This window comes from Pantoea sp. X-Soil-OKNW-556 (assembly GCF_059730695.1).
Map to the genome: position 1 here is coordinate 616,120 of NZ_AP035990.1, position 23,981 is coordinate 640,100.

General features: G+C 55.6%; 24 protein-coding genes. 12 read left to right on the forward strand and 12 right to left on the reverse strand.

Going from position 1 to position 23,981, the window contains the following annotated elements:
- Nucleotides 1–17 precede the first annotated feature (17 nt).
- The 4 genes from pnp (at nt 18) to AC6I8T_RS02755 (ending at nt 5,277) form a co-directional block, all read left to right on the forward strand.
- Nucleotides 18–2,156, forward strand: a complete 2,139-nt coding sequence (gene pnp / locus AC6I8T_RS02740) for a polyribonucleotide nucleotidyltransferase (protein WP_021185745.1) — start codon at nt 18–20, stop codon at nt 2,154–2,156.
- A gap of 132 nt (nt 2,157–2,288) precedes the next feature.
- Nucleotides 2,289–3,173 carry a lipoprotein NlpI gene (nlpI, locus tag AC6I8T_RS02745; RefSeq protein ID WP_021185746.1) on the forward strand — a complete coding sequence of 295 codons (885 nt, stop codon included), beginning with the start codon at nt 2,289–2,291 and terminating at the stop codon, nt 3,171–3,173.
- Nucleotides 3,174–3,278: 105 nt separating this feature from the next.
- A complete protein-coding gene (yrbN, locus tag AC6I8T_RS02750) occupies nt 3,279–3,335 on the forward strand; it encodes a protein YrbN (protein WP_100229640.1) in 57 nt (18 codons plus the stop codon).
- Between the two features lie 16 nt (nt 3,336–3,351).
- Nucleotides 3,352–5,277, forward strand: a complete 1,926-nt coding sequence (locus tag AC6I8T_RS02755) for a DEAD/DEAH family ATP-dependent RNA helicase (RefSeq protein WP_021185747.1) — start codon at nt 3,352–3,354, stop codon at nt 5,275–5,277.
- A 59-nt stretch (nt 5,278–5,336) separates the two neighbouring features.
- Here AC6I8T_RS02755 and AC6I8T_RS02760 read toward each other — a convergent pair whose 3' ends face one another.
- The gene (locus tag AC6I8T_RS02760; RefSeq protein WP_208724705.1) at nt 5,337–6,083 is read right to left on the reverse strand and encodes an SDR family NAD(P)-dependent oxidoreductase; all 747 of its coding nucleotides are present in this window, start codon (nt 6,081–6,083) and stop codon (nt 5,337–5,339) included.
- 183 nt (nt 6,084–6,266) lie between these two features.
- On the opposite strand from AC6I8T_RS02760, the gene AC6I8T_RS02765 reads away from it, so the two are divergent.
- Nucleotides 6,267–7,181, forward strand: a complete 915-nt coding sequence (locus AC6I8T_RS02765) for an AraC family transcriptional regulator (RefSeq protein WP_021185749.1) — start codon at nt 6,267–6,269, stop codon at nt 7,179–7,181.
- A 3-nt stretch (nt 7,182–7,184) separates the two neighbouring features.
- Here AC6I8T_RS02765 and AC6I8T_RS02770 read toward each other — a convergent pair whose 3' ends face one another.
- The 3 genes from AC6I8T_RS02770 to ubiU form a co-directional block, all read right to left on the reverse strand.
- The gene (locus tag AC6I8T_RS02770; RefSeq protein WP_208724706.1) at nt 7,185–8,195 is read right to left on the reverse strand and encodes a luciferase-like monooxygenase; all 1,011 of its coding nucleotides are present in this window, start codon (nt 8,193–8,195) and stop codon (nt 7,185–7,187) included.
- A gap of 117 nt (nt 8,196–8,312) precedes the next feature.
- Nucleotides 8,313–9,200 carry a U32 family peptidase gene (locus AC6I8T_RS02775; RefSeq protein WP_497833481.1) on the reverse strand — a complete coding sequence of 296 codons (888 nt, stop codon included), beginning with the start codon at nt 9,198–9,200 and terminating at the stop codon, nt 8,313–8,315.
- 9 nt (nt 9,201–9,209) lie between these two features.
- Complete coding sequence (gene ubiU, locus AC6I8T_RS02780) at nt 9,210–10,205, reverse strand: ubiquinone anaerobic biosynthesis protein UbiU (RefSeq protein ID WP_021185752.1); 996 nt, start codon at nt 10,203–10,205, stop codon at nt 9,210–9,212.
- A 202-nt stretch (nt 10,206–10,407) separates the two neighbouring features.
- Between ubiU and ubiT the strand changes: the two genes are divergently transcribed.
- A complete protein-coding gene (gene ubiT, locus AC6I8T_RS02785) occupies nt 10,408–10,935 on the forward strand; it encodes a ubiquinone anaerobic biosynthesis accessory factor UbiT (protein WP_021185753.1) in 528 nt (175 codons plus the stop codon).
- Nucleotides 10,929–11,435 carry a GNAT family N-acetyltransferase gene (locus AC6I8T_RS02790; protein ID WP_013507714.1) on the forward strand — a complete coding sequence of 169 codons (507 nt, stop codon included), beginning with the start codon at nt 10,929–10,931 and terminating at the stop codon, nt 11,433–11,435. The genes ubiT and AC6I8T_RS02790 overlap by 7 nt, the downstream gene beginning before the upstream one ends.
- Here the strand turns inward: AC6I8T_RS02790 and AC6I8T_RS02795 are convergent.
- Nucleotides 11,419–11,706 carry a GIY-YIG nuclease family protein gene (locus tag AC6I8T_RS02795; protein ID WP_013507715.1) on the reverse strand — a complete coding sequence of 96 codons (288 nt, stop codon included), beginning with the start codon at nt 11,704–11,706 and terminating at the stop codon, nt 11,419–11,421. The genes AC6I8T_RS02790 and AC6I8T_RS02795 overlap by 17 nt on opposite strands.
- A 100-nt stretch (nt 11,707–11,806) precedes the next feature.
- Here AC6I8T_RS02795 and AC6I8T_RS02800 point away from each other — a divergent pair, with 100 nt between their 5' ends.
- Nucleotides 11,807–12,235: a YhbP family protein gene (locus AC6I8T_RS02800; protein WP_021185754.1), complete on the forward strand. Its 429-nt coding sequence runs from the start codon at nt 11,807–11,809 to the stop codon at nt 12,233–12,235.
- Between the two features lie 155 nt (nt 12,236–12,390).
- Nucleotides 12,391–13,428, forward strand: a complete 1,038-nt coding sequence (locus AC6I8T_RS02805) for a permease (RefSeq protein WP_208724708.1) — start codon at nt 12,391–12,393, stop codon at nt 13,426–13,428.
- On the opposite strand, the gene nrdG is transcribed toward AC6I8T_RS02805, so the two are convergent.
- Both nrdG and nrdD read right to left on the reverse strand, forming a co-directional pair.
- Nucleotides 13,321–13,887, reverse strand: coding sequence for an anaerobic ribonucleoside-triphosphate reductase-activating protein (nrdG, locus tag AC6I8T_RS02810; protein WP_208724709.1), 567 nt, complete (start codon nt 13,885–13,887; stop codon nt 13,321–13,323). The genes AC6I8T_RS02805 and nrdG overlap by 108 nt on opposite strands.
- On the reverse strand, nt 13,884–16,022 hold the full coding sequence (gene nrdD / locus AC6I8T_RS02815) for an anaerobic ribonucleoside-triphosphate reductase (protein ID WP_021185756.1): 2,139 nt from the start codon (nt 16,020–16,022) through the stop codon (nt 13,884–13,886). The genes nrdG and nrdD overlap by 4 nt, the downstream gene beginning before the upstream one ends.
- 269 nt (nt 16,023–16,291) lie before the next feature.
- Between nrdD and AC6I8T_RS02820 the strand changes: the two genes are divergently transcribed.
- A complete protein-coding gene (locus tag AC6I8T_RS02820; protein WP_208724710.1) occupies nt 16,292–18,676 on the forward strand; it encodes a beta-N-acetylhexosaminidase in 2,385 nt (794 codons plus the stop codon).
- A gap of 123 nt (nt 18,677–18,799) precedes the next feature.
- On the opposite strand, the gene ridA is transcribed toward AC6I8T_RS02820, so the two are convergent.
- The 4 genes from ridA to argF all read right to left on the reverse strand — a co-directional run bounded on the left by ridA (nt 18,800) and on the right by argF (nt 21,932).
- On the reverse strand, nt 18,800–19,186 hold the full coding sequence (gene ridA / locus AC6I8T_RS02825; protein ID WP_208724711.1) for a Rid family detoxifying hydrolase: 387 nt from the start codon (nt 19,184–19,186) through the stop codon (nt 18,800–18,802).
- 80 nt (nt 19,187–19,266) lie between these two features.
- On the reverse strand, nt 19,267–19,731 hold the full coding sequence (pyrI, locus tag AC6I8T_RS02830) for an aspartate carbamoyltransferase regulatory subunit (protein WP_021185759.1): 465 nt from the start codon (nt 19,729–19,731) through the stop codon (nt 19,267–19,269).
- A 13-nt stretch (nt 19,732–19,744) separates the two neighbouring features.
- Nucleotides 19,745–20,680: an aspartate carbamoyltransferase gene (gene pyrB / locus AC6I8T_RS02835; protein ID WP_208724712.1), complete on the reverse strand. Its 936-nt coding sequence runs from the start codon at nt 20,678–20,680 to the stop codon at nt 19,745–19,747.
- Nucleotides 20,681–20,924: 244 nt separating this feature from the next.
- On the reverse strand, nt 20,925–21,932 hold the full coding sequence (gene argF / locus AC6I8T_RS02840; RefSeq protein WP_021185762.1) for an ornithine carbamoyltransferase: 1,008 nt from the start codon (nt 21,930–21,932) through the stop codon (nt 20,925–20,927).
- A gap of 164 nt (nt 21,933–22,096) precedes the next feature.
- On the opposite strand from argF, the gene rraB reads away from it, so the two are divergent.
- Complete coding sequence (gene rraB / locus AC6I8T_RS02845; RefSeq protein ID WP_013507725.1) at nt 22,097–22,516, forward strand: ribonuclease E inhibitor RraB; 420 nt, start codon at nt 22,097–22,099, stop codon at nt 22,514–22,516.
- 57 nt (nt 22,517–22,573) lie between these two features.
- Nucleotides 22,574–23,335 carry a tRNA isopentenyl-2-thiomethyl-A-37 hydroxylase MiaE gene (gene miaE / locus AC6I8T_RS02850; RefSeq protein ID WP_208724713.1) on the forward strand — a complete coding sequence of 254 codons (762 nt, stop codon included), beginning with the start codon at nt 22,574–22,576 and terminating at the stop codon, nt 23,333–23,335.
- Between the two features lie 120 nt (nt 23,336–23,455).
- Here the strand turns inward: miaE and AC6I8T_RS02855 are convergent, their stop codons facing one another.
- Nucleotides 23,456–23,959: a GNAT family N-acetyltransferase gene (locus AC6I8T_RS02855; RefSeq protein ID WP_021185764.1), complete on the reverse strand. Its 504-nt coding sequence runs from the start codon at nt 23,957–23,959 to the stop codon at nt 23,456–23,458.
- Between the last annotated feature and the right edge of the window lie 22 nt (nt 23,960–23,981).

Genomic DNA, 23,981 nt, shown 5'->3' on the forward strand with positions numbered 1-23,981 from the left:
CGTTAAGGACTTTAATTTTGCTGAACCCGATCGTACGCAAATTCCAATATGGTCAGCATACCGTCACGCTGGAAACTGGCATGATGGCACGCCAGGCCACCGCTGCTGTGATGGTAAGCATGGACGACACCGCGGTTTTCGTAACCGTTGTTGGCCAGAAAAAAGCTAAACCAGGTCAGGACTTCTTCCCGTTGACCGTCAACTATCAGGAGCGTACTTACGCTGCTGGCCGTATCCCGGGTAGCTTCTTCCGTCGTGAAGGCCGTCCGAGCGAAGGTGAAACCCTGATCGCGCGTCTGATTGACCGCCCGGTTCGCCCGCTGTTCCCGGAAGGTTTTGTTAACGAAGTTCAGGTTATCGCTACCGTTGTTTCTGTTAACCCACAGGTTAACCCGGATATCGTTGCGATGATCGGTGCTTCTGCTGCGCTGTCGCTGTCTGGTATTCCGTTCAACGGCCCGATCGGTGCTGCGCGCGTTGGTTACATCAACGATCAATACGTACTGAACCCGACGGCTGACGAAATCAAACAATCTCGTCTGGATCTGGTGGTTGCCGGTACACAGAACGCCGTGCTGATGGTGGAATCTGAAGCTGATATCCTGACTGAAGATCAGATGCTGGGTGCGGTGGTATTCGGCCACGACCAGCAGCAGGTTGTCATCGAAAACATCAACGCGCTGGTGGCTGAAGCCGGTAAACCGCGTTGGGACTGGCAGCCAGAGCCTGCTAACGATGCGCTGATTTCACGCGTTGCTGCACTGGCTGAAGCACGCATCAGCGATGCTTACCGCATCACTGATAAGCAGGAACGTTACGCTCAGGTTGGTGTTATCAAAGACGAAACCATTGCAGCGCTGCTGGCTGAAGACGAAACGCTGGATGACGCTGAAATCGGTGACATCGTGCACAGCCTGGAAAAGAACGTGGTACGTACCCGTATTCTGAACGGCGAACCGCGTATCGATGGCCGTGAAAAAGACATGATTCGTGGTCTGGACGTGCGCACTGGCGTGCTGCCGCGTACCCACGGTTCTTCGCTGTTCACCCGTGGTGAAACTCAGGCGCTGGTTACTGCTACCCTGGGTACTGCGCGTGATGCGCAGAGCCTGGACGAGCTGATGGGCGAACGTACCGACAGCTTCCTGTTCCACTACAACTTCCCTCCGTACTCGGTGGGTGAGACCGGTATGGTCGGTTCACCAAAGCGTCGTGAAATTGGTCACGGTCGTCTGGCGAAACGCGGCGTGCTGGCGGTGATGCCGAAGCAGGAAGATTTCCCGTACACCGTACGTGTGGTATCTGAAATCACCGAATCAAACGGTTCTTCTTCTATGGCTTCCGTGTGTGGCGCTTCTCTGGCGCTGATGGATGCTGGTGTGCCGATCAAAGCTGCCGTAGCCGGTATCGCGATGGGCCTGGTAAAAGAAGACGAAAAATTTGTGGTTCTGTCTGACATCCTGGGTGACGAAGATCACCTCGGCGACATGGACTTCAAAGTGGCCGGTAGCCGTGAAGGTGTGACCGCGCTGCAGATGGATATCAAAATCGAAGGGATCACCCGCGAGATCATGCAGGTTGCTTTGAACCAGGCTAAGGGTGCGCGTCTGCACATTCTGAGCGTGATGGAGCAGGCAATCAGCACGCCGCGTCAGGAGATTTCTGAGTTCGCACCGCGTATTTACACCATCAAGATCAATGCAGACAAGATCAAAGATGTCATCGGTAAAGGCGGTTCTGTCATTCGTGCGCTGACTGAAGAAACCGGCACCACCATCGAAATCGAAGATGATGGCACCGTGAAGATCGCCGCGACCGATGGCCTGAAAGCGAAAGAAGCTATTCGTCGTATCGAAGAGATCACCGCAGAAATCGAAGTGGGCCGCATTTACAGTGGTAAAGTGACCCGTATCGTTGATTTCGGTGCCTTTGTTGCGATTGGCGGCGGCAAAGAAGGTTTGGTACACATCTCTCAAATCGCTGACAAGCGCGTTGAGAAGGTGACCGACTATCTGCAGATGGGCCAGGAAGTTCCGGTTAAAGTACTGGAAGTGGACCGTCAGGGCCGTGTACGTCTGAGCATCAAAGAAGCGACAGAGCAGAAACCGCAGGCGGTCGAGACTACCGCTGCGACCGATGCACCTGACGCCGAGTAAGCGTTTCCTGATTAGCCTCTCCCTGCCGTTTGGTGGGGAGAGGTGTTTGTATCATCGCGAGGGCGGGAATCCTTGTGCACAGCAGGCGGATGACAGGATGGTTATCCCAATGTTTGTATTCGGGAGTGGGAAATGAAGCCTTTTTTGCGCTGGTGTTTTGTTGCGACAGCTTTGACGCTGGCAGGATGCAGCAACTCCAATTGGCGTAAGAACGAAGTTCTGGCAGTACCTTTGCAGCCCACACTGCAGCAGGAAGTGATTTTGGCGCGAATGGAACAAATTCTTGCCAGTCGCGCCCTGACCGATGATGAACGCGCACAGCTATTATATGAGCGTGGAGTGTTGTATGATAGCTTAGGTCTGAGAGCATTAGCGCGGAACGATTTCTCGCAAGCGCTGTCTATCAGACCGGATATGCCTGAGGTGTTTAACTATCTCGGCATATATTTAACGCAGGCAGGCAATTTTGATGCTGCCTATGAAGCGTTTGATTCTGTACTTGAGCTTGATCCAACTTACAACTATGCGCATTTAAACCGTGGTATCGCCCTCTATTACGGCGGTCGATACAAGTTAGCGCAAGATGATCTGCTGGCGTTTTATCAAGACGATCCTAATGATCCATTCCGCAGCCTGTGGCTCTACCTCGTTGAACGCGAGATGGATGTCGACAAAGCAAAAGTTTCGCTGAAACAGCGTTACGACAAAGCGGTCCGGGATCAATGGGGATGGAATATTGTCGAGTTCTACCTGGGCGACATCAGTGAAAAAACATTGATGGAACGTCTCAAGGCGGACGCAACGGATAACACCTCGCTCGCTGAACATCTCAGTGAAACCAACTTCTATTTAGGTAAGTACTACCTAAGTCTGGGGGAGAAGGACGACGCGAAAGCGTTGTTCAAACTGGCGGTGGCCAACAACGTTAACAACTTTGTTGAACACCGATACGCATTGTTGGAACTGGCGCAACTCGGCCAGGCACAAGACGATTTATCAGAATCTGACCAGCAATAGCTGACGAACTTTTATTGCCTGAATTACCCGTTAAGTCATCATCTTCCGGGATGAGGGCTTTTCTGTTCGTCGAAACTTCTAATTTGAGCCGGTTCACACTTTTCGATGAAAATGACTGAAAATTTTCATGACGAGTTATGTAGACTGGCCGCCGCAATCTAAGAGGCACGTGTACTACATGACTGATATTCAAACCACTTTTGCTGATCTGGGCCTGAACGAATCCATCCTGTCTGCTCTTAACGACATGGGATACGTCAAGCCGTCACCGATCCAGGCTGAGTGCATTCCGCACCTGCTGGCTGGCCGTGACGTGCTGGGTATGGCACAGACCGGTAGTGGCAAAACTGCAGCATTCTCTCTGCCGCTGTTGAATAACATTGATCCAAATTTGAAAGCACCGCAGATTCTGGTGCTGGCACCGACCCGTGAGCTGGCGGTGCAGGTTGCTGAAGCAGCAACTGAATTCTCCAAACACATGCGTGGCGTAAACGTGTTGGCCCTGTACGGCGGCCAGCGTTATGACGTACAGCTGCGTGCACTGCGTCAGGGCCCGCAAATTGTCGTGGGCACCCCGGGTCGTCTGCTTGACCACCTGAAACGCGGTACGCTTGATCTGTCCAACCTGCGTGGTCTGGTACTGGACGAAGCTGACGAAATGCTGCGTATGGGCTTTATTGAAGACGTTGAAACCATCATGGCGCAGATCCCGGAAGGTCATCAGACCGCTCTGTTCTCTGCCACCATGCCGGAAGCGATTCGTCGTATCACCAAGCGTTTCATGAAAGATCCGCAGGAAGTGCGCATCCAGTCCAGCGTGACTACCCGCCCGGACATCTCTCAGTCTTACTGGACCGCTTATGGCCGTAAAACTGACGCGCTGGTGCGTTTCCTCGAAGCAGAAGACTTCGATGCTGCGATCATCTTCGTGCGTACCAAAAACGCAACGCTGGAAGTGGCTGAAGCGCTGGAGCGCAGTGGTTACAACAGCGCAGCACTGAACGGCGACATGAACCAGGCACTGCGTGAGCAAACGCTGGAGCGTCTGAAAGATGGTCGTCTCGACATCCTGATCGCAACCGACGTTGCTGCCCGTGGTCTGGACGTTGAGCGTATTAGCCTGGTTGTTAACTATGACATCCCGATGGACGCAGAATCTTACGTTCACCGTATTGGCCGTACCGGTCGTGCAGGCCGTGCAGGTCGTGCGCTGCTGTTCGTTGAGAACCGCGAACGTCGTCTGCTGCGTAACATCGAACGCACCATGAAGCTGACCATTCCGGAAGTTGAACTGCCGAATGCTGAGTTGCTGGGTGAGCGTCGTCTGGCTAAATTCGCGGCGAAAGTTCAGCAGCAGCTGGAAAGCAGCGATCTGGAAATGTACCGTGCCCTGCTGAGCAAAATGCAGCCGGAAGAAGATCTGGATATCGAAACCCTGGCTGCGGCACTGCTGAAAATGGCTCAGGGCGAACGTCCTTTGATCGTACCTGCTGATGCACCGCGTCCGCCGCGTCGTGAATTCCGTGATCGTGATGATCGTCGTGATTCCCGTGACTCTCGCGATTCTCGTGGTCCGCGTGACAGCCGTGATGGCGACCGTCCGCGTCGTGAGCGTCGTGATGTGGGCGAAATGCAGCTGTACCGCATTGAAGTGGGCCGTGATGATGGTGTTGAAGTTCGTCATATCGTGGGCGCGATCGCTAACGAAGGTGACATCAGCAGCCGTTACATCGGTAACATCAAGCTGTTTGCTTCTCACTCTACTATCGAGCTGCCGAAAGGCATGCCGGGCGAAGTTCTGCAACACTTCACCCGCACGCGTATTCTGAACAAACCGATGAATATGCAGTTGCTGGGCGACGCACAGCCGTTTGAGCGCGGTGAGCGCAGCGAACGTCGTGGCGGTGGTCGTGACTTCGGTGGTGAGCGTCGCGGTGGTAACCGTGAAGGTGGCGCACCGCGTGGTGAAGGTCGTGAAGGCGGTCGTCGTTTCTCTGAACGTCGTGAAGGTGGTCGTGAAGGTGGCCGTTTCAGCCGTGAAGGTAACCGTGGCCCTCGTCGCGAAGAAGCGGGTGCAGCAGCACCGCGTCGTCGTGATATCTAAGCGATAAACGCTGAATAACAAAATGGGACGCCTCGGCGTCCCATTTTTTTTCCTATTTCCTACACGCCGCCAGCAATCAGCACCCGTTCGCCGCTGACATAGGCAGACTCCTCCGATGCGAGGAACAGCGCGACCTGCGCCACATCCTCCGGTAAGCCAAAGCGTCCCAGCGGTGTTGCTGCAATTAACTGTGCTTTCAGTTCCGGGTGCATCTTCTTCGCCGCCAGTAAACCTTCGGTCAGGATAATGCCTGGGGCCAGGGCATTGACGCGGATATTACGCGGCCCAAGTTCTCGTGCCAGACCCTGTGTCAGGGTATCGATCGCGCCTTTGGTGGCGGCCCACAGCACTGAACCGGGCGTGCTGCGCTGGCTATTCAACGCACTCAGGTTGATGATGCAACCACCGCGTGACGGAAAATGCTGTGCTGCTCGCTGGCAAACCAGAAGCGTGCCGAACAGGTTTACATTCAGCTGTTGCTGCATCTCAACGACACTCAGCGCGGTGAAATCACCATGATGAAAAATGCCTGCGTTGTTCACCACGATGTCCGGTGCGCCGAATTGATCAATGGCGGTAGCAAAGAGCCGTGCAACATCAGCTTCACGCGAGACATCAGCCTGCACGGCGATGGCATCGCTACCCAGAGCACGGATATCCGTCACCACGTCAGCTGCGCCGACTTCATCCTGACGATAATTCACTACCACCCGGGCGCCGGCCGCCGCGAAAGTCATGGCAATGGCGGCACCAATGCCTTTCGAAGCGCCCGTCACCAGCGCAATTTTGCCTTCAAGTGCTTTCATTGTGTCTCTCCACCTGAGGTTTCGGGGAAGCATAAGAATGCGCTGTCCATACAATCTACCGGTAGCGCAATCCTGCAAGCTTTTTGCACGATCCTGCAAATCTCCATCCCAGGGAGCAGGCGTAACAACCACGCCAGGTTAGAATAGCGACTTGACGATCTTTCATCGCGGAGCGCCCAACGCATGATTCATCAGGAACAGTGGCAGCAACTGGTTGCCATGATAGCCCGCCACGCCCCGGCTGATGGCCGTCACCACAGTGCTATCGATTTTCTCTCTTTTGGCCGCAGTTCCAGACCCACCAGCCTGACGCATGTTGCCACCTGGGCCAGCTTTGCGCTGGTCGCACAGGGACAGAAAGCGCTGCGCATGGGAGAGGATGTGATGCATTACGGGGCGGGCGATTTGTTGTTGGTGACGCTGGATATGGCTGTGCAATCCTGCGTGGTGATGGCGACGGAGGAGAAACCCAATCTGGGGGTGGGCATCACCATCAATGAGGCACGTCTGATGCGTTATCTGGAGCACTTTCCGTTGCATCAGGTAGCCGCCGCCACCACCAATGAGCGTGGCATCACGGTGCATAAAGTGGCCCCGCCGTTAGTGGATGCGGTCATTCGCCTGATTGAACTGCTGGATCAGCCACAGGACATCGCGGCGCTGGCACCGTTAATTGAGCAGGAGATTTTTTATCGTCTGCTGACCGGGCCGGAAGGGCCGCGCATTCTGAATATGGCGCTGGCAGAACGTCCGGGTAACAAAGTGGCGCGCGCTGCGCGTTGGTTGCGGGAAAACTTTCATCAGCCGTTAAAGATGGATCAGCTGGCAAGCAACGTAGGCATGAGCATTTCGTCACTGCACCATCACTTCAAATCGGTCACTGCCATGACGCCAATGCAGTATCAAAAGCAGCTGCGTCTGAATGAAGCGCGGCGTCTGATGTTGATGGAAAAACTGGATGCCGGAACGGCGGGCTATCGGGTGGGATATCAAAGCGCTTCACAGTTCAGCCGTGAATACAGCCGATTCTATGGCCAGTCTCCGGGACGGGATATCCGTCAGATGGCGGTGGGCCAGGAAGCGTACCCACCGCAATAACCGTTACAGCGAGCGAGCGGCTTCCATCGCGATAGCGAAGGAGCGAAGGCGTGCCTGCGGATCGAAAATCTGGCCATTCACCATGATTTCATCCGCCTGAGTTTCGCGCACCAGCGCTGCGAGGCCGTGGCGAACTTTATCGCTATCTCCGACGATCGACATGCTGAGTGCTTGCTGCACGCCGTACTGCTCTGACGGCGACCATAAGTTGTCCATATTCTCCACTGGTGCCGGGAGTGGACCCGGTTTACCGCGACGCAGATTGATAAATTGCTGCTGCATTGAGGTAAACAGGAAGCGCGCATTACGTTCGCTATCGGCGGCCACCACATTGACGCACACCATTGCGTAAGGTTTTTCCAGACGCGCTGATGGCTGGAACTTCTCACGGTACAGGTGCAATGCCTGGAGCAGCAGATCCGGGGCAAAATGCGAGGCAAAGGCAAATGGCAAGCCAAGCTGTGCGGCCAACTGGGCGCTGTAAAGACTGGAACCCAGCAGCCAGACCGGAATTTTAGAGCACAGGCCGGGCACCGGTTGAACCGGTGGACATTCACCCACCTCAGCATCAAACCAGTTCAGCAGCTCAACGACATCATCGGGGAAGCTGTCGGCCTGTGCGCTCGACAGATGGCGACGCAGCGCCAGCATAGTACGCTGGTCGGAACCCGGCGCACGGCCCAGCCCTAAATCGATACGTCCCGGATAGAGCGCCTCCAGGGTGCCAAACTGTTCGGCGATCACCAACGGTGAATGGTTCGGCAGCATAATGCCGCCGGAGCCGAGGCGCAGGGTTTCGGTGTTGGCAGCCAGATAACCAATCAATACGGAGGTTGCCGCGCTGGCAATGCCGGTCATATTGTGGTGCTCTGCCAACCAGTAGCGATGAAAGCCAAGGGCTTCAGCCTGACGGGCCAATGCCAGCGAATTCTGGAACGCATCGCGGGGCGTTGAACCCTGTGGAATAGGAGCCAGATCCAGCACGGACAGGCGAACTGTTTTTTTCTCAGACATGGGCACTCCAAATAAGTATGGCGCAGGTGTTCATCAAACCTGCGCCATCCAGTATTACGCATCAGTACCCATATTAAAACTGCTAATAACCGCAGGAATATAGCCGGAACGTGCCTTTCAGCGGCCTGTCGTATCCAGCGCCATCCCGGCCAGGCGTCGCCAGTAACCGTTGCTGTCGCTGCCGCGCGCCACCATTAAGGGCGCTTCACCGGCTTCGTTGGCGCGGAAGCGATCCACATCTTCCAGTGTGCTTTCATCCTGTGGCGATAAACGCACGATATCGACCCAGTTATGCATACCGGCCAGATCATTGCCAAGGTTGTAGCAGTAACCGCTCATGGTCTGGATACCGTTGAGCACGAACACCTGCTGGCCTTCCTGGGATAGCACGCGTCGGCCATTGGGATAATCAATGCAGCAGGTCTGGCAATCATCTTTGGCACGATTTTCCGAGCGGGCGGTAAAGCAGCGTGCGGATAACGCCAGCGGCAGATGGCCGTAACCCAGCACCTCTACCTCAAAACGATCACGTACGCCTGCCGTATCACACTGCTGCAACAGCTGGATCAGCCAGTCGCGTGACATCTCGACCGGCATGCACCAGCGCGTCATTCCTTCCTGCAACAGCAGCTGAAGCGTTTGCGCGTTGTAGACGTTGAGGGTCGGGCCAGCGACAAACGGCAACTGGCGTTCAGCCGCCATATTCACGGTGCCAATATCGTTGGCTTCAATCAGAAACTCGCCGTTTTCCACATAGCGTCGCAGCTCCTTGAGTTCCGAAGGCGATTGCAGCAGCGCCAGCGTGCTGATAACCACCTGCTTACCGTGCTGCGCCAGCGCCCGGCCCATCTCCATCCATTGCGCGAACGGCGTGGCGCGGCGTTTGCTGCATACCGCTTCCCCCAGATAAACGATTTCCGCGCTGGATTGCGCGGCACGTTGATAAAAATTTTCCAGTTTGTCGCTGGGCCAGTACCACAGCACCGGTCCGATTGCGTATTTCATGCTGACTCCTTACTGCCAGTCGCGATGGTAAGCGCCGAGCGTGGTCTGGCTACCTTCAGAAAGTTCTCCCAACGCCTGCATCCACGGGGTCTGCACGGCAAACTGTTCCGGTGCGGCGATACATCGATCAATCGCCTGGCGCCACACTTTCGCCACTTGCGCCACGTAGGCCGGGCTGCGCTGGCGTCCTTCGATCTTCACGGATGCCACACCGGCCCGCAGCAAGTCCGGCAACAGCGACAGGGTGTTCAGGCTGGTCGGTTCTTCCAGGACGTGATAACGCTGGTCATCGACTTCATAGCGCCCCTTACACAGGGTGGGATAACCGGCGCTTTCATCGGGGCCGTAACGGTCAATCAATACTTCATTCAGGCGTGACTCCATGCCATTTGGCGTCTGCTGCCAGCGCACGAATTTGGCGGGTGAGCAGGCTCCGGCGCTGTTGGGCGATTCACCCGTCAGCCATGAGGAGAGATAACAACGACCTTCGGCCATGATGCACAGGCTGCCAAAAGCGAACACCTCCAGCGGGACGGGTGTTTCACGCGCCAGCTGTTTCACCTGATGTAGCGACAGTACGCGCGGCAGCACCACGCGGTGCAACTGAAAATGGCGATGATAAAAACGGATCGCTTCCAGATTGGTGGCCGAAGCCTGTACCGACAGATGGCGTTCAACCTGTGGATAGTGCTTCGCCGCATATTCCAGCGTGGCGATATCCGCGAGGATCAGCGCATCTGCACCATTCTGGGCAGCGATATCAATCGCTTGCTGCCAGCGATTCATGCCATCGGGATGGGCAAACGTGTTAATCGCCACATGCAGTTTGCGCCGATGCTGGTGCAGATAGCGCGCGGCTTCGGCCAGTTTTTTATCGGTAAAATTAAGGCCGGCAAAGTGGCGGGCATTGGTATCGTCTTTCAGGCCGACATAAACGGCGTCGGCGCCATGCTCCACCGCCGATTTCAGCGCAGGCAGATTACCCGCCGGGCACAGCAGTTCCATACTTTTTCCTCCCCCAGGTTCTGGACGGCGTTGAGTGTAGGTAAGCCCTCGCCGCAGAATGTTGATTTAAGGCAGTGAAACGGCCAATGGTGATGCAGAGTGAAGATTTTTCACACAACCAGACTGCGAATTCCTTGATCTCAGTGGATGCGAAGCCAAACGGATGTGGCAGAATAGGTAAAATTTTCTAAAGGGAGTGCAGATGGTGTTTACTCGCTTACGCGGCCTGATTGTTGAAAAAGGCCCAAAATTCCTCGGGTTACCGGTTTCATTGACCCCTTTTGCGCTGAAAAAAGCCGTTTTGCAACAACTCCTAAACTGGCAATTTCGCCATGCTTTGGCTGAAGGTGAGTTAGACTTTCTGGAAGGACGTTCCCTGGGGATCGAAATCAGCGACATCAATTTGCGCTGGATGACGACCTTGCAGGATGGGCGTCTGACCGTTTCACACGATACAGAGGCTGATGTCTGGTTTCGTGGTGAAGCTAACGATCTGTTGCTGGTGGCAGCACGCAAAGCAGACCCCGATATGTTGTTCTTTCAACGCCGCCTGGTGATTGAAGGCGACACGGAGCTGGGACTGGAGGTGAAAAACCTGATGGATGCCATTGAACTGGATGCCATGCCCACGCCGTTGCGCACGGGGTTGCAACAGCTGGCTGCCTTTGTTGAGGCAGGACTGAAACAGGACGCGAAGGCCAGTGAGTCGCGCGCGAGGATCTCATGTTAATTCGTACTGAAATTGGTGTTGATGCAGCCAGCATCGACAGCCTGTTAAAGCGCTGTTTTGCCAGCGCCGCCGAAGCGGAACTGGTACAACAGTTACGTGAAGATGGTTTGCTGACCCTCGGCGTGGTGGCGACTGATGATGAAGGCCAGGTATTGGGTTACGCCGCCTTCAGCCCGGTAACCTTGCAGGGTGAGGATCGCGGCTGGGTGGCGTTGGCACCGCTGGCGGTGGACGAGACGGTACGTAAACAGGGTATCGGTAAACAGCTGGTGTACGAGGGATTAGACGCGCTGAACGAATTTGGTTACAGCGCGGTGGTGGTGTTGGGTGACCCGGCTTACTACAATGCCTTCGGTTTTGAACCGGCAGCGCGTCATGGTTTGCATTGCCGCTGGACCGGTTCAGAAGCGGCGTTTCAGGTGTACAAGTTGGCCGACGATGCGTTCGTCGGGGCAGAAGGGCAGATCGATTTTGCCGAGCCTTTCAATCGCTTTGCGTAAACCAGTTCGTCAGGTTGAGCGGTTGTTGCGCTACCAGTTGTAACTTTTGCGCCCGGCTTAACTGTTTAACCTGATACTCCAGTCGTGATGCGGCGGCGCGATCCCCGGCATCACAGTGAAATACCAGCGTCAGCGGGCCTTTGCCGCGCAGTGATCGTGCTCCACGCCCCTGCTGATGCTGTTGTAAACGCCGGTTAACATCCGTTGTGATGCCGGTGTAAAGCATGCCTGCGGCGGTTTGCAGCATATAAAGCTGCCAGCCCTGCTCCATATGACTAACCTCGGAAAAATTGCTGGCAGGCAGTGTAGCGCGCATCCGGCGTTGCCGCTATTGGTCAGCACAGGCCTCTGGCCTGCAAGGGAGTTCGATTGTGTCCGACCATTCCCATCTGATTCGCTACCTGAAGAAACAGCATGCGCTGTCGCTGTGCGCGACAGACGGTGACGATCTCTGGTGCGCCAACTGTTTTTATGTTTTTGATGAATCCCGCATGGTGTTCTGGCTGATGACCGAGCCAGATACCCGTCATGGTCAACTGATGTTGGCTAATCCGCGCGTGGCGGGCACGGTTAACGGGCAGCCGAAAACCGTGTTGCTGATTAAGGGTGTACAATATCGCGGCCATATTCAGCGCTTAAGGGATGAAGCTGAGCAACAGGCGCGTCATGCCTACCAGAAACGTTTCCCCATTTCGCGAGCCGTCACGGCTCCACTGTGGGAAATAGTGCTGGAAGAAGTGAAGATGACGGATAACGCGCTGGGGTTTGGCAAAAAAATTGTCTGGCAGCGCGCGGATTAAGCGTTCTGCTACCCTCTATCCGTAGCGGCGCGATTTATCGCGCAATTTAGTGCGCGATGGATGATAAAACCGCGCGATAAATCGTGCCGCCGCGGGTTAATCCGTCGTGCCTCCGGTACGGCATTCGTTATTCAGTCTGAATACGGAATCCTGTCATGACTCAACTCACTTCAACTGCTGCGGCAACGCGTTTTGCCTGGTGGAAACCGCTGCTATTTCTGCTGGTGGTGATTGTTGGCCTCTGGTACGTCAAATGGCAACCCTACTACGGCAAAGCCTTCACGGCGGCAGAGACTCATTCGATCGGTAAATCGATTTTAGCCAACGCGGATGCGTCACCCTGGCGTGCCGCGCTGGATTACGCGATGGTCTATTTTCTGGCGGTGTGGAAAGCAGCGGTACTCGGCGTACTGCTCGGATCGCTGGTACAGGTGCTGATCCCCCGTAGCTGGCTGTTGCGTCTGATGGGCAAGAACCGTTTTGGTTCCGCATTGATTGGCACCGGGCTTGGGCTACCTGGCATGATGTGTACGTGCTGTGCCGCACCGGTTGCGTCGGGTTTGCGGCAGTCGCAAGTTTCCAGCGGTGCGGCGATGGCATTCTGGCTGGCAAACCCGATACTGAATCCGGCCACCCTGATTTTTATGGGTTTTGTCCTGGGCTGGCAGTTCGCGGCCATCCGCCTGGTGGCGGGGATCATCATGGTGCTGGGCATTGCCTGGCTGGTGCAACGTAGCGTGCCGCAGAAAGTCGGTGCACTTGAGGCCAGGGCATCGGTCCCCCCGGAAGAACCCTTTCTCCAGCGCTGGTGGCGGGTGCTGTGGCGGCTGTTCTGGAATACCATCCCGTTGTATGTGGCGGCGGTGCTGCTGCTTGGCGCGGCCCGCGTCTGGCTGTTCCCGCATGCGGATGGGGCCGTGGGTAACACGTTGTTCTGGGTGGTGGTGATGGCAGTGGCGGGATGCCTGTTTGTCATCCCGACTGCGGCAGAGATCCCGATTGTCCAGACCATGATGCTGGCCGGGATGGGTATCGCGCCCGCGCTGGCATTGCTGCTGACATTGCCAGCGGTCAGCGTCCCCTCATTACTGATGCTGCACCGGGCATTCCCGGCTCGCGCGTTGTGGATAGCCTTGTTGGGCGTCGCTTGCAGCGGAATGCTGGTCGGTGTGCTCGCCCTGTGGCTGGCGTAGATACCAGATTTTCTGATTGCGGCTGCCGCGCCATAGCAGCCGCGCATCTTTCTCCGCTTCGATAAATCGCCCATCGATTAACACGTCGATTTCGGCGATCACTTCCCGCTGCGCGGCGCTCAGTTCCGCTAACTGGTAGCCGGTCCACAGCCAGATATCCTTATCGGGGCATTCACGCCGCACCCGTTTCACCAGACGGCGGATATGCGGCACGTTATGGGGATGCAGCGGATCGCCGCCGCTGAGCGACAATCCCTGACGCGGAATGCGCCGATCTTTGAGATCGGCGATCAGCTGTTCTTCCATCGCCAGCGTGAAAGGCACGCCGGAGTCCAGTCGCCAGGTACTTTGGTTGTAGCAGCCGCGACATTGGTGTTCGCAACCGGCGACAAACAACGTGCAGCGTGTGCCCGGACCGTTAACAATATCGACGTCATAATAGCGATGGATATGCATCATCCCAGTTGTCCCGTATCCAGATGTTTCACGCGGCGCTGCACCTCTTCCTGTTTACCGGCGTTAAACGGACGTGCATCCGGGCTACCGAGATAGCCGCACACGCGCCGTGTCACCGACACCCGCGCCGGATCATGATTGCCGCAGCAGGGGCAGGTAAAGCCTTTGCTGGTGCAACTGAATTCGCCGCTGAAGCCGCATTCGTAGCACTCATCAATGGGCGTGTTGGTGCCGTAGTAGGGCACGCGGTCGTAGCTATAGTCCCAGACATCTTCCAGCGCCTTGAGGTTATGCTGGATATTGGGATATTCGCCGTAACAGATAAAACCGCCGTTGGCGATCGGTGGGTAAGGCGCTTCAAAGTCGATTTTGTCGTACGGATTAACCTTCTTCTCGACGTCGAGATGGAAGCTGTTGGTGTAATAACCTTTGTCGGTGACGCCCGGCACCACGCCAAACTCGGCGGCATCAAGGCGGCAAAAGCGGTCACACAGGTTTTCGCTTGGCGTGCTGTAGAGGCTAAAGCCATAGCCGGTTTCCGCTTTCCATGCATCCACCGCTTGACGCAGATGGGCGACGATCGCCACCCCTTTGGCGCGCAGATAATCGGCATCATACGGATGCACTTCGTTACCGCTCAACGCATTGAGGGTTTCATGCAGGCCGATATAGCCAAGGGAGATGGAGGCACGGCCATTGCGGAAAATTGGCCCGATATCGTCATCGGCCTTCAGGCGTACGCCACAGGCACCTTCCATATACAGAATCGGCGCGACGCGGGCCTTGGTTTTTTCCAGCCGCGCGATACGGGTCATCAACGCACGTTTCGCCAGTGCCAGGCGTTCATCCAGCAGCGACCAGAAACGTGCCTCATCCCCCTGGGCTTCCAGCGCAATGCGTGGCAGGTTGAGACTGATCACGCCCAGGTTGTTGCGTCCTTCGTGGATCTGCTCACCATGCTCTTCATACACGCCGAGGAAGCTGCGACAACCCATCGGCGTCTTGAACGAACCCGTGACTTTCACCACCTGGTCATAATTGAGGATATCGGGATACATCCGCTTGCTGGCACACTCCAGCGCCAGTTGTTTGATGTCGTAATTGACGTCACCCGCACGGCGGTTAACCCCTTCACGGATGGCAAATACCAGCTTCGGAAATACCGCGGTTTTGTGGTTTTTGCCCAGCCCGGCAATACGGTTGCGCAGGATCGATTGTTGGATCAAACGTGCCGCCCAGTCGGTACCGAGGCCAAAACCAAAGGTGACAAAGGGGGTTTGGCCGTTGGCGGTATGCAGCGTATTGACCTCATACTCCAGCGACTGGAAGGCGTCGTAACACTCTTTTTCGGTACGCGCGCGGGCATACGCCTCGGCATCGGCAATCTGCCATTCAAGGGCGACAGCACGATGTTTTTCCAGGCTTAGGGTGACAAAGGGGGCCAGCACTTCATCGATACGGTTAATGGTGGTGCCGCCGTAAATGTGGCTGGCGACCTGGGCGATGATCTGCGCGGTGACGGCGGTGGCGGTGGCGATCGATTTGGGTGGCTCGATCTCAGCGTTACCCATTTTGAAGCCGTTGGTTAGCATGCCGTGCAGATCAATCAGCATGCAGTTAAACATCGGGAAGAAGGGCGAATAATCGAGATCGTGGTAGTGGATCTCACCGCGTTCGTGCGCCAGCACCACGTCGCGTGGCAGGATCTGTTGTTGCGCGTAATGTTTGGCGACGATCCCTGCCAGCAAATCACGCTGGGTGGGGATCACCTTGCTATCTTTGTTGGCGTTCTCGTTCAACAGCGCGGCATTGGTTTGTTCAACCAGGCCACGAATAGCGTGATGTAGTTTCCCGCGCTGTTCACGCGCCAGGTCACGGTCGTGACGATATTCAATATAGGCGCGTGCCAGCTGCGGCCACGGACCGCTCATCAGCGTCTCTTCGACCGCGCATTGGATATCGCGGATATCCACCTCGTGGCGTGCAGCCAGTTGCTGTTCCACTTCTGCCGCAACCTGGGCGCACCAGGCCGCATCGTTCACCTGTACCGCACTGGCCGCAGCCTGTACGGCGCAGGCAATGCGCTGGGCATCGAACGGCACTTTGCAGCCGTCACGCTTAATCACTACCGTTGCCATTTACTCTCCGTGAAACTACATGTTGTGATTTTTACGAAGTGTAATCGCTATATATGGTGTTTGCCTGAGAATTAATTGCAGGGTTTTTGATATGGCGCAAAGAAGCAATAAGGAAGTTTGAAAGGCGCGCAATCAGCAACGCTGACTAAACTGAAAAAGTTTTAACCCGCCCATAGTTCCGCTTTCTGCAACTTGATGTGCGACGCGAAACAGGTTTAATGAGCCTTTTGCCCGCTTTGGTCAGACAATCGTTAACAAGGATGCCCTTCATGCCTCTGCAACGCACGCTGCTTGCCTGTTGTTTATCCGTGAGTTTTTCCGCTTTCGCCACCCCGGCGGGTGATCTGCCGCTGATGCCCTGGCCGCAACAGGTTGAGCTGCCTCGGAGCGGCGGTGCCTATCAACTGACGCCACAGCTGACGCTACACATATCGGGGGACCATCTGGAGGGGGCGGAGACGCGCTGGCTCAGACGTATTGCGCGACAAACTGGCTGGCCGTTGTTGCCAACGGACGCATCGGATGAAAAGGCGACTATCCGGGTGCAAATCAAGGAGGCGGTTGACCCCTTACCGCAACCGGACAGCGATGAAAGCTATCAGCTGGAGGTGAACAGCGATGGTGTCTTGCTCGAGGCGCAGACACGCTTCGGTGCCATGCGTGGTATGGAGACTCTGCTGCAACTGATTGAGAACAGTGAAAGCGGCACGGTCATCCCGTATGTCACCATCAATGACCAACCGCGCTTTGCCTGGCGCGGTCTGCTGATCGACTCCGCACGTCATTTTATGCCGGTGGAGACCATCAAACGTCAGATTGATGGCATCGCGGCAGCCCGTATGAATGTTTTTCACTGGCACCTGACCGACGATCAGGGCTGGCGTTTTGCCTCCAGCCATTATCCGCAGTTGCAGGATAAAGCCAGTGATGGCCGCTACTACACCCAGCAGCAGATGCGCGATGTAGTGCAATATGCCACGCAACGTGGCATCCGCGTTGTCCCGGAAATCGATCTACCCGGCCATGCTTCGGCCATCGCCGTGGCGATGCCAGAGCTGATCAGCGCACCGGGACCGTACTCAATGGAGCGCGGCTGGGGGGTATTTAAGCCGCTGCTCGATCCGAGCAATGAACAGGTTTTTGCCTTTATCGATACGCTGGTGGGGGAAGTGGCAGCGATCTTCCCGGATCCGTATCTGCATATTGGCGGTGATGAGGTTGATCCTGCGCAGTGGAATGACTCGCCTAAAATTCAACAGTTTATGCGCGATCACGGGTTAAAGGATGCCCATGCGTTGCAGGCCTGGTTTAATCAGCGGGTGGAAAAGATTCTTGAAGCGCATCAACGTCGCATGGTGGGCTGGGACGAAATCTATCATCCCGATCTGCCGCGCAGCATTCTGATCCAGTCGTGGCAGGGGCAGGATGCCTTAGGTGAGGTGGTGAAAAACGACTATCGCGGCATCCTTTCAACCGGCTTCTACCTTGATCAACCACAACCTGCGGCTTACCACTATCGTAATGAGCCTTTCCCGCAGGGGCTGAACGGCGAGGATCAGGTGCAGGCGGATGAGCAGGCACAGAGTTGGGCATTCACCCTGCCACGTCTGAAAGGCAGCGCGGTGAAGGGCAGTTTCACCCTGATTGAGGGAAAAGAGGGGTGGCGCGGTTTTATTGACTTTAACGGCAAAGCGCGGCGCCTGGTGCAGCAGGTTGACTGGTTGTCATCCAGCCAGGTCACGTTCCGGGTGGATACCTGGATGGGGGAAGTGCAGCCGATGGTGACGTTGACGGACAACAAACTGACCGGATATATGCTGGTGGGCAATGTACGTTATCCCACCGAGGGGGGCCGTCTGGCGCAAGTACCCAGCGGGATTGCCCCTTCGTTGCCCAGCCCGCAGCAGTTAAGTGAAAACCTGAAAGGGGGTGAAGCGGCGCTGTGGGCGGAAAACGTCAATAGCCAGATTATTGACACCAAACTGTGGCCACGAACCTTTGTGGTGGCGGAACGCCTGTGGTCTGCTGCCGATGTGAATGACAGCGATAATATGTATCAGCGGTTGAGCGCCATCGATCGCTGGGGTGCCATATCCGTTGGTCTGCAACAACATCAGCAGGCGGAGGTACAGATGATGCGACTGGCGAACAGCACCGATATTACCCCACTGCGCGTGCTGAGTGAGGTGCTGGAACCGGCACAATATTACACGCGGCAGCATCTGAAATTCCAGGCAGGCCACTATAACTATTTCGAGCCGCTTAACCGACTGGCCGATGTTCTGCCCGCCGAGAGCGAAGCGGTGCGTTTGCTGGACAAGCAGGTGGATGCCTTGATCGCTAATCGGGGCAACCGGCAGGCCACCAATGTGATTCGCCAGCAATTGCAACGCTGGCTAAGTAACAGCGACCGGGTGCTGCCGCTGACGCTGCATAACTATCAACTGCATGCGCTGCAACCGCAGGTACAGCAGGTGGCAATTCTCTGCCGCATGGGGCTGGATTTGGTCGCGACGCTGGAGCGTAATCAGGCGTATGGCGCGGGAGAAGTGGCGCAGATGCAAGAGAAACTGGATGACGCTGCCCTGGTGCAGGATGAGACGGTGCTGGCGTTAGTGCGCCCGTTGGAAAAACTGCTGCGTTCTGTCAAATAACCCAGGATGTAGCGGCGCGATTTATCGCGCGATTTCGTGCGCTATGCGGGTAAAATCCGCGCGATAAATCGCGCCGCTATGCGGGTAAAATCCGCGCGATAAATCGCGCCGCTACGGGGGGCATCAGCGACGAACCGCAATCGCCTCGATCTCAATCTTCACATCTTTCGGCAGACGCGCCACTTCCACGCAGGAGCGAGCCGGGAAGCTGGCGTTATGCTCGGTGAAAAACGCTTCATAGGTTGCGTTCACGGTGGCGAAGTCATTCAGGTCTTTGACAAACACCGTGGTTTTCACAATGTCGCCCACTTTCAGACCGGCAGCTTCAACAATCGCCTTCACGTTTTCCAGCGACTGACGCGCCTGAGCAGACACATCGTCAGCCACTGCGCCGGTTTGCGGATCAACCGGGATCTGGCCGGAGGTAATGATCATGCTACCGAGATCCACGCCCTGTACGTACGGACCAATCGCTGCCGGTGCTTTTTCGGTACTGATTTCGCGAGACATTGTTTCTCCTTAAGAAAATGCGCCGCCAGTGCTCCCGACGGCATGAAAAGATCGCCCCATTATAGGGGCGATGCTGACGATTACCAGTGACCGAGCACTACATGGTGCGCGAACTCTTTCTCGCAATATTTGCACTTCAGGTGCACTTCATCGTCGCGCTTTTTCACGGCAAAACTGGAGAACACTGGCTCGCTGCGGCTGATACAGTTGCCGTTCGGGCAGGTCAGCACCCGTTCGATGCGATCCGGCAGCGTCGGGGCGATCTTCGCCACCACTTCATATTCGTCGATACGGTTGACCGTGGCATGAGGGGCATACACCGCCAGTTGGTTGATCTGATCATCGGTGAGAAAGGTGTTCTCGATCTTGATCAGATCTTTACGCCCCATTTCGCCAGAAGGCAGATTCAGACCAATGGTGATGCGCTGATCGGTTTCGGTCAGGCGAAACAGCGACAGTAATTTAAAGCCAACCTGCGCCGGGATATGGTCAATCACCGTGCCGCGTTTAATGGCTTCAACCTGCAATTTGTTATCGTGTGTCATGCTGTTTTCCTCCTTACAGGGCCAGATCGCGATTCAGTACCAGAGCCAGCAAAGCCTGGCGGGCAAAGATGCCATTCCCGGCCTGCTGGAAGTACCAGGCGTGCGGTGTGCTGTCGACATCCGTAGTGATCTCATCGATTCGTGGCAGCGGGTGCAGCACCTTCATATTGTCGCGTGCGCCCACCAGGTCGCTGGCGCGCAGAATAAACTGCGCTTTGACGTTGGCGTATTCTGACGGGTCGAGACGCTCTTTCTGCACGCGCGTCATGTACAGGATATCCAGTTCCGGCATCACCTCTTCGATGCTGTCATGGCGCGACCAGCGAATGTTTTGCTCATCCAGCATATCGGTGATGTAAGACGGCATCGCCAGTGCATCAGGGGCGATAAAGAAGAACCGGTTGCCATCGAACTTCGCCAGCGCCTGAGTCAGGGAGTGCACGGTACGGCCATATTTCAGGTCACCCACCATCGCCACATTCAGGTTATCCAGACGGCTCTGGGTTTCACGAATGGTGAACAAATCGAGCAGGGTTTGCGTCGGATGCTGGTTAGCCCCGTCTCCGGCGTTGAGAATCGGCACGCCGCCGGAAAACTCAGTAGCGAGACGGGCCGCGCCTTCCTGTGGATGGCGCATCACAATGGCATCGACATAGGTACCAATCACCGAAATGGTATCGGCGAGGGTTTCCCCTTTCTTACCGAGCGAGGTGTTGCTGCCGTCGGCAAAACCGACGACCGAGGCACCAAGGCGATGCATGGCGGTTTCAAACGACAGACGGGTACGCGTTGAGGCTTCAAAGAAGCAGCTGGCGATGACGTTGTGTTTCAGCAATTCCGGCTGCGGGTGTGCCTTGAGCTGCGCGGCGGTATGCAGTACCAGCTCCAGCTCAGCGCGGCTGAGATCGTTAATTGAAATAATGTGCTTACGATATAGCGGGTTGGCCATAGCTCTCTCCTCTGCGCTGCCGGATAACGGACAAAAAAAAGCCCCTGCTTAAGGGGCTTGATTTGCGATCGATTGATGACGGAAAGAAACAGGTGCGCCGCCAGCTTTCTGGCGTAATTGAGCGTCAAATTGTGCGCTGCGCTGTTGCATGCTTCCTCCCGGCAAATTGTGGCGCATTATACGCATTCACTGCTTTGCATCAAGCAAAAATCACACGCGAGGTAATCGTTTGCTCCCGCCTGAGTCAGGGCTGGCCGAGCGTTGCCACCATCACGGCTTTAATGGTGTGCATGCGGTTTTCTGCCTGGTCAAACACAATGCTGTGTGCCGATTCAAACACCTCGTTGCTGACTTCCATACCGTCGTTCAGGCCATACTGCTCAGCCATCTGACGTCCCAGCGTGGTTTGGTCATCATGGAACGCTGGCAGGCAGTGCAGGAACTTCACCTGCGGATTGCCGGTCAACGCCAGCATCGCGCTGTTTACCTGATACGGGCGCAGCAGCGCGATACGATCAGACCACACGGATTTGTCTTCTCCCATCGAGACCCACACGTCAGTGTAGATGAAATCGGCACCCTGCACGCCGGTGGCGATATCTTCGGTCAGCGTGATTTTGCCACCGGTTTTTTGCGCTGCGATGCGGCATTGTTCCACCAGTTGTTCTTCTGGCCAGCAGCCTTTCGGTGCCACCAGACGCAGGTCCAGCCCGACCATCGCAGCTGCTTCCAGCATGCTGTTGCCCATGTTATTGCGCGCATCGCCAACGTACACCAGCGTCATCTGGTTCAGCGATTTTTGTGGCAGATGTTCCTGCATCGTCAACAGATCCGCCAGCAACTGAGTTGGATGGAATTCGGTGGTCAGACCGTTCCAGACCGGCACCCCGGCATGTTCCGCCAGGGTTTCCACCAACGCCTGACCATAACCACGATATTGAATACCGTCATACATACGTCCGAGCACGCGCGCAGTGTCTTTCATCGACTCTTTATGGCCGATCTGGCTGCCGCTTGGGCCGAGGTAAGTCACGTTAGCACCCTGATCGTAAGCGGCAACTTCGAAAGAGCAACGGGTACGAGTCGAGTCTTTTTCGAAGATGAGCGCGATGTTTTTGCCTTTCAGGTACTGCGTTTCGCTGGCGTTTTTCTTTGCGTGTTTTAATTCACCGGCCAGTCTTAACAGGTAATCAATTTCTGCTGGGGTGAAGTCCAGCAATCTCAGGAAATGGCGTTGGTTCAGCTGACTCATACAGCGCTCCATGTGGGGATCATAAATGAATTAAAATTCAATCTAACCGTATGAATATGCATTTTCAACCCCGGCGTTAAGAAACTTTCTGTTTTGAGTAGTGGCGCGCGAGGCAGTGTGGGAAAATAATTGCATTCATTGCCGAACATTTTGAGGATATCCCCATGGCATACGAAGCATTGCTGGAAGAACAACGCGAAGAGACGCGGTTGATCATTGATGAATTACTGGAAGATGGCAGCGATCCTGATGCCCTCTACACCATCGAGCACCATCTTTCCTGCAACAATTTTGACTCGCTGGAAAAAGCGGCGGTAGATGCCTTCAAGCTGGGTTATGAGGTGACTGAACCGGAAGAGCTGGAGCTGGAAGATGGCAGCACGGTGATGTGTGTCGACATCCTGAGCGAAGCCGCGCTGAAACCCGAGCTGATTGATGCGCAGGTTGAGCAACTGGTGAATCTGGCGGGCAAATACAACGTAGATTACGACGGTTGGGGCACCTACTTCGAAGACCCGGACGCGGAAGACGAAGATGATGACGGCGACTTCATTGATGATGAAGACGACGGTGTACGTCACTAAAAATGAACGGGCAGCCGCGTTGCTGCCCGTATTTTTTCCCCGCAGATAAAGACATTCATGAATTACGCCCCGCTATTAGAACCTATCCATCAGTTTCTGCATTGCCGCACACCACAGGCGTGGATTGATGAAGCACGCAAGCCGGAAAACCTGACGTTGCTACTCACCGATCATATGGTTTGTGAGTTAAAAGCCGCGCAAACCGCCGTCTGGTTGATTCGTAAATATGTGGCTGACAAGCCGAGTGGTGACGCTATTCTGGCGTGGCTGAAGCCCTACGAAGATTTTATTTTTGGCGAAGATCACGACAGCAACTTTATCAACGCCCACAAAAATCTGACCAAAAGCATCATCGTGCGTAATGAGTTGCCGTGGGCGGATGATCTGGTGGAAAAGATGGTGCTGCTGATTAAAGAAGAGCTGCACCATTTTTATCAGGTCTGGGAAATTATGCAGGCGCGCGGTCTGCCGTATCGCAAGATTACCGCCAGTCGTTACGCCAAAGGGTTGCTGCGTGAGGTCACGACTCATGAGCCAGATACCCTGGTAGATAAGCTGATTTGCGGTGCTTATATCGAGGCGCGTTCTTGTGAACGTTTCGCCAGCCTGGCACCGTATCTGGATGAGCAACTGGAGAAGTTTTATATCTCGCTGCTGCGTTCCGAAGCGCGTCATTACCAGGATTACCTGACGCTGGCGGCGCAGATTTCGCCGAAAGATATTGCGCCACGCGTGCGCGCGATTGGTGAGGCGGAAGGGCGCTTAATCAGCGAACCGGATATCGAGCTGCGTTTTCACAGCGGTGTGCCAACCTTATAAAATCCGCGCGATAAATCGCGCCGCTACAACCCGCGCGATAAATCGCGCCGCTACAACCCGCGCGATAAATCGCGCCGCTACGACCCGCATGATAAATCGCGCCGCTACGGGACGGAATGATTACAGGGTACGCAGCATACGCACTTCACAATCCACATGCCCGGTGCAGCCCATCGCGGTATCAATCAGGGTAAAACCCAGCGATTCATACAACTTAATGGCGCGCGTCAGGCTGGCGGTGGTTTCCAGATAGCAACGACGGAAACCTTGCTGGCGTGCATAATCCATCGCGCGTAGTGCCAGATCGCGGGCCAGGCCAAAACCACGCGCTTCCGGCAGAAAGTACATCTTCTGTAATTCACAAATATCCGGCGCGCTACACGCCAGGGGTGCCACACCGCCGCCACCCAGCACTTTGCCCTGATGCTCGACAATCCAGTAAGCGCTGTTCGCCTCGCTGTACAATTCAAACAGCCGGTCCAGATTGGGATCAGACACGGTATAGCCTTTGTCAGCAGTCAGGCCGAACTCGGCAGAGACGTCGCGAATAACCCGAGCAATCAGCGGATTATCGGCTGCGGTAATGGGACGTACCTGAAGATCCAGCGGGGTGACAGTGGTCATTAGCATCTCATCCGATAGAAAA

Bases quoted from the DNA above. Each gene is read 5' to 3' on its own strand.
- pyrB (WP_208724712.1), bottom strand. From the start codon at position 20,680: ATGGCCAACCCGCTATATCGTAAGCACATTATTTCAATTAACGATCTC.
- ubiU (WP_021185752.1), bottom strand. From the start codon at position 10,205: ATGGAACTGCTGTGCCCGGCGGGTAATCTGCCTGCGCTGAAATCGGCG.
- miaE (WP_208724713.1), top strand. From the start codon at position 22,574: ATGAATTACGCCCCGCTATTAGAACCTATCCATCAGTTTCTGCATTGC.
- rraB (WP_013507725.1), top strand. From the start codon at position 22,097: ATGGCATACGAAGCATTGCTGGAAGAACAACGCGAAGAGACGCGGTTG.
- nrdD (WP_021185756.1), bottom strand. From the start codon at position 16,022: ATGGCAACGGTAGTGATTAAGCGTGACGGCTGCAAAGTGCCGTTCGAT.
- AC6I8T_RS02820 (WP_208724710.1), top strand. From the start codon at position 16,292: ATGCCTCTGCAACGCACGCTGCTTGCCTGTTGTTTATCCGTGAGTTTT.
- AC6I8T_RS02855 (WP_021185764.1), bottom strand. From the start codon at position 23,959: ATGACCACTGTCACCCCGCTGGATCTTCAGGTACGTCCCATTACCGCA.
- AC6I8T_RS02790 (WP_013507714.1), top strand. From the start codon at position 10,929: ATGTTAATTCGTACTGAAATTGGTGTTGATGCAGCCAGCATCGACAGC.
- AC6I8T_RS02765 (WP_021185749.1), top strand. From the start codon at position 6,267: ATGATTCATCAGGAACAGTGGCAGCAACTGGTTGCCATGATAGCCCGC.
- pyrI (WP_021185759.1), bottom strand. From the start codon at position 19,731: ATGACACACGATAACAAATTGCAGGTTGAAGCCATTAAACGCGGCACG.
- ridA (WP_208724711.1), bottom strand. From the start codon at position 19,186: ATGTCTCGCGAAATCAGTACCGAAAAAGCACCGGCAGCGATTGGTCCG.
- AC6I8T_RS02770 (WP_208724706.1), bottom strand. From the start codon at position 8,195: ATGTCTGAGAAAAAAACAGTTCGCCTGTCCGTGCTGGATCTGGCTCCT.
- AC6I8T_RS02760 (WP_208724705.1), bottom strand. From the start codon at position 6,083: ATGAAAGCACTTGAAGGCAAAATTGCGCTGGTGACGGGCGCTTCGAAA.
- argF (WP_021185762.1), bottom strand. From the start codon at position 21,932: ATGAGTCAGCTGAACCAACGCCATTTCCTGAGATTGCTGGACTTCACC.
- AC6I8T_RS02775 (WP_497833481.1), bottom strand. From the start codon at position 9,200: ATGAAATACGCAATCGGACCGGTGCTGTGGTACTGGCCCAGCGACAAA.
- ubiT (WP_021185753.1), top strand. From the start codon at position 10,408: ATGGTGTTTACTCGCTTACGCGGCCTGATTGTTGAAAAAGGCCCAAAA.
- AC6I8T_RS02795 (WP_013507715.1), bottom strand. From the start codon at position 11,706: ATGGAGCAGGGCTGGCAGCTTTATATGCTGCAAACCGCCGCAGGCATG.
- AC6I8T_RS02755 (WP_021185747.1), top strand. From the start codon at position 3,352: ATGACTGATATTCAAACCACTTTTGCTGATCTGGGCCTGAACGAATCC.
- nrdG (WP_208724709.1), bottom strand. From the start codon at position 13,887: ATGATGCATATCCATCGCTATTATGACGTCGATATTGTTAACGGTCCG.
- AC6I8T_RS02805 (WP_208724708.1), top strand. From the start codon at position 12,391: ATGACTCAACTCACTTCAACTGCTGCGGCAACGCGTTTTGCCTGGTGG.
- nlpI (WP_021185746.1), top strand. From the start codon at position 2,289: ATGAAGCCTTTTTTGCGCTGGTGTTTTGTTGCGACAGCTTTGACGCTG.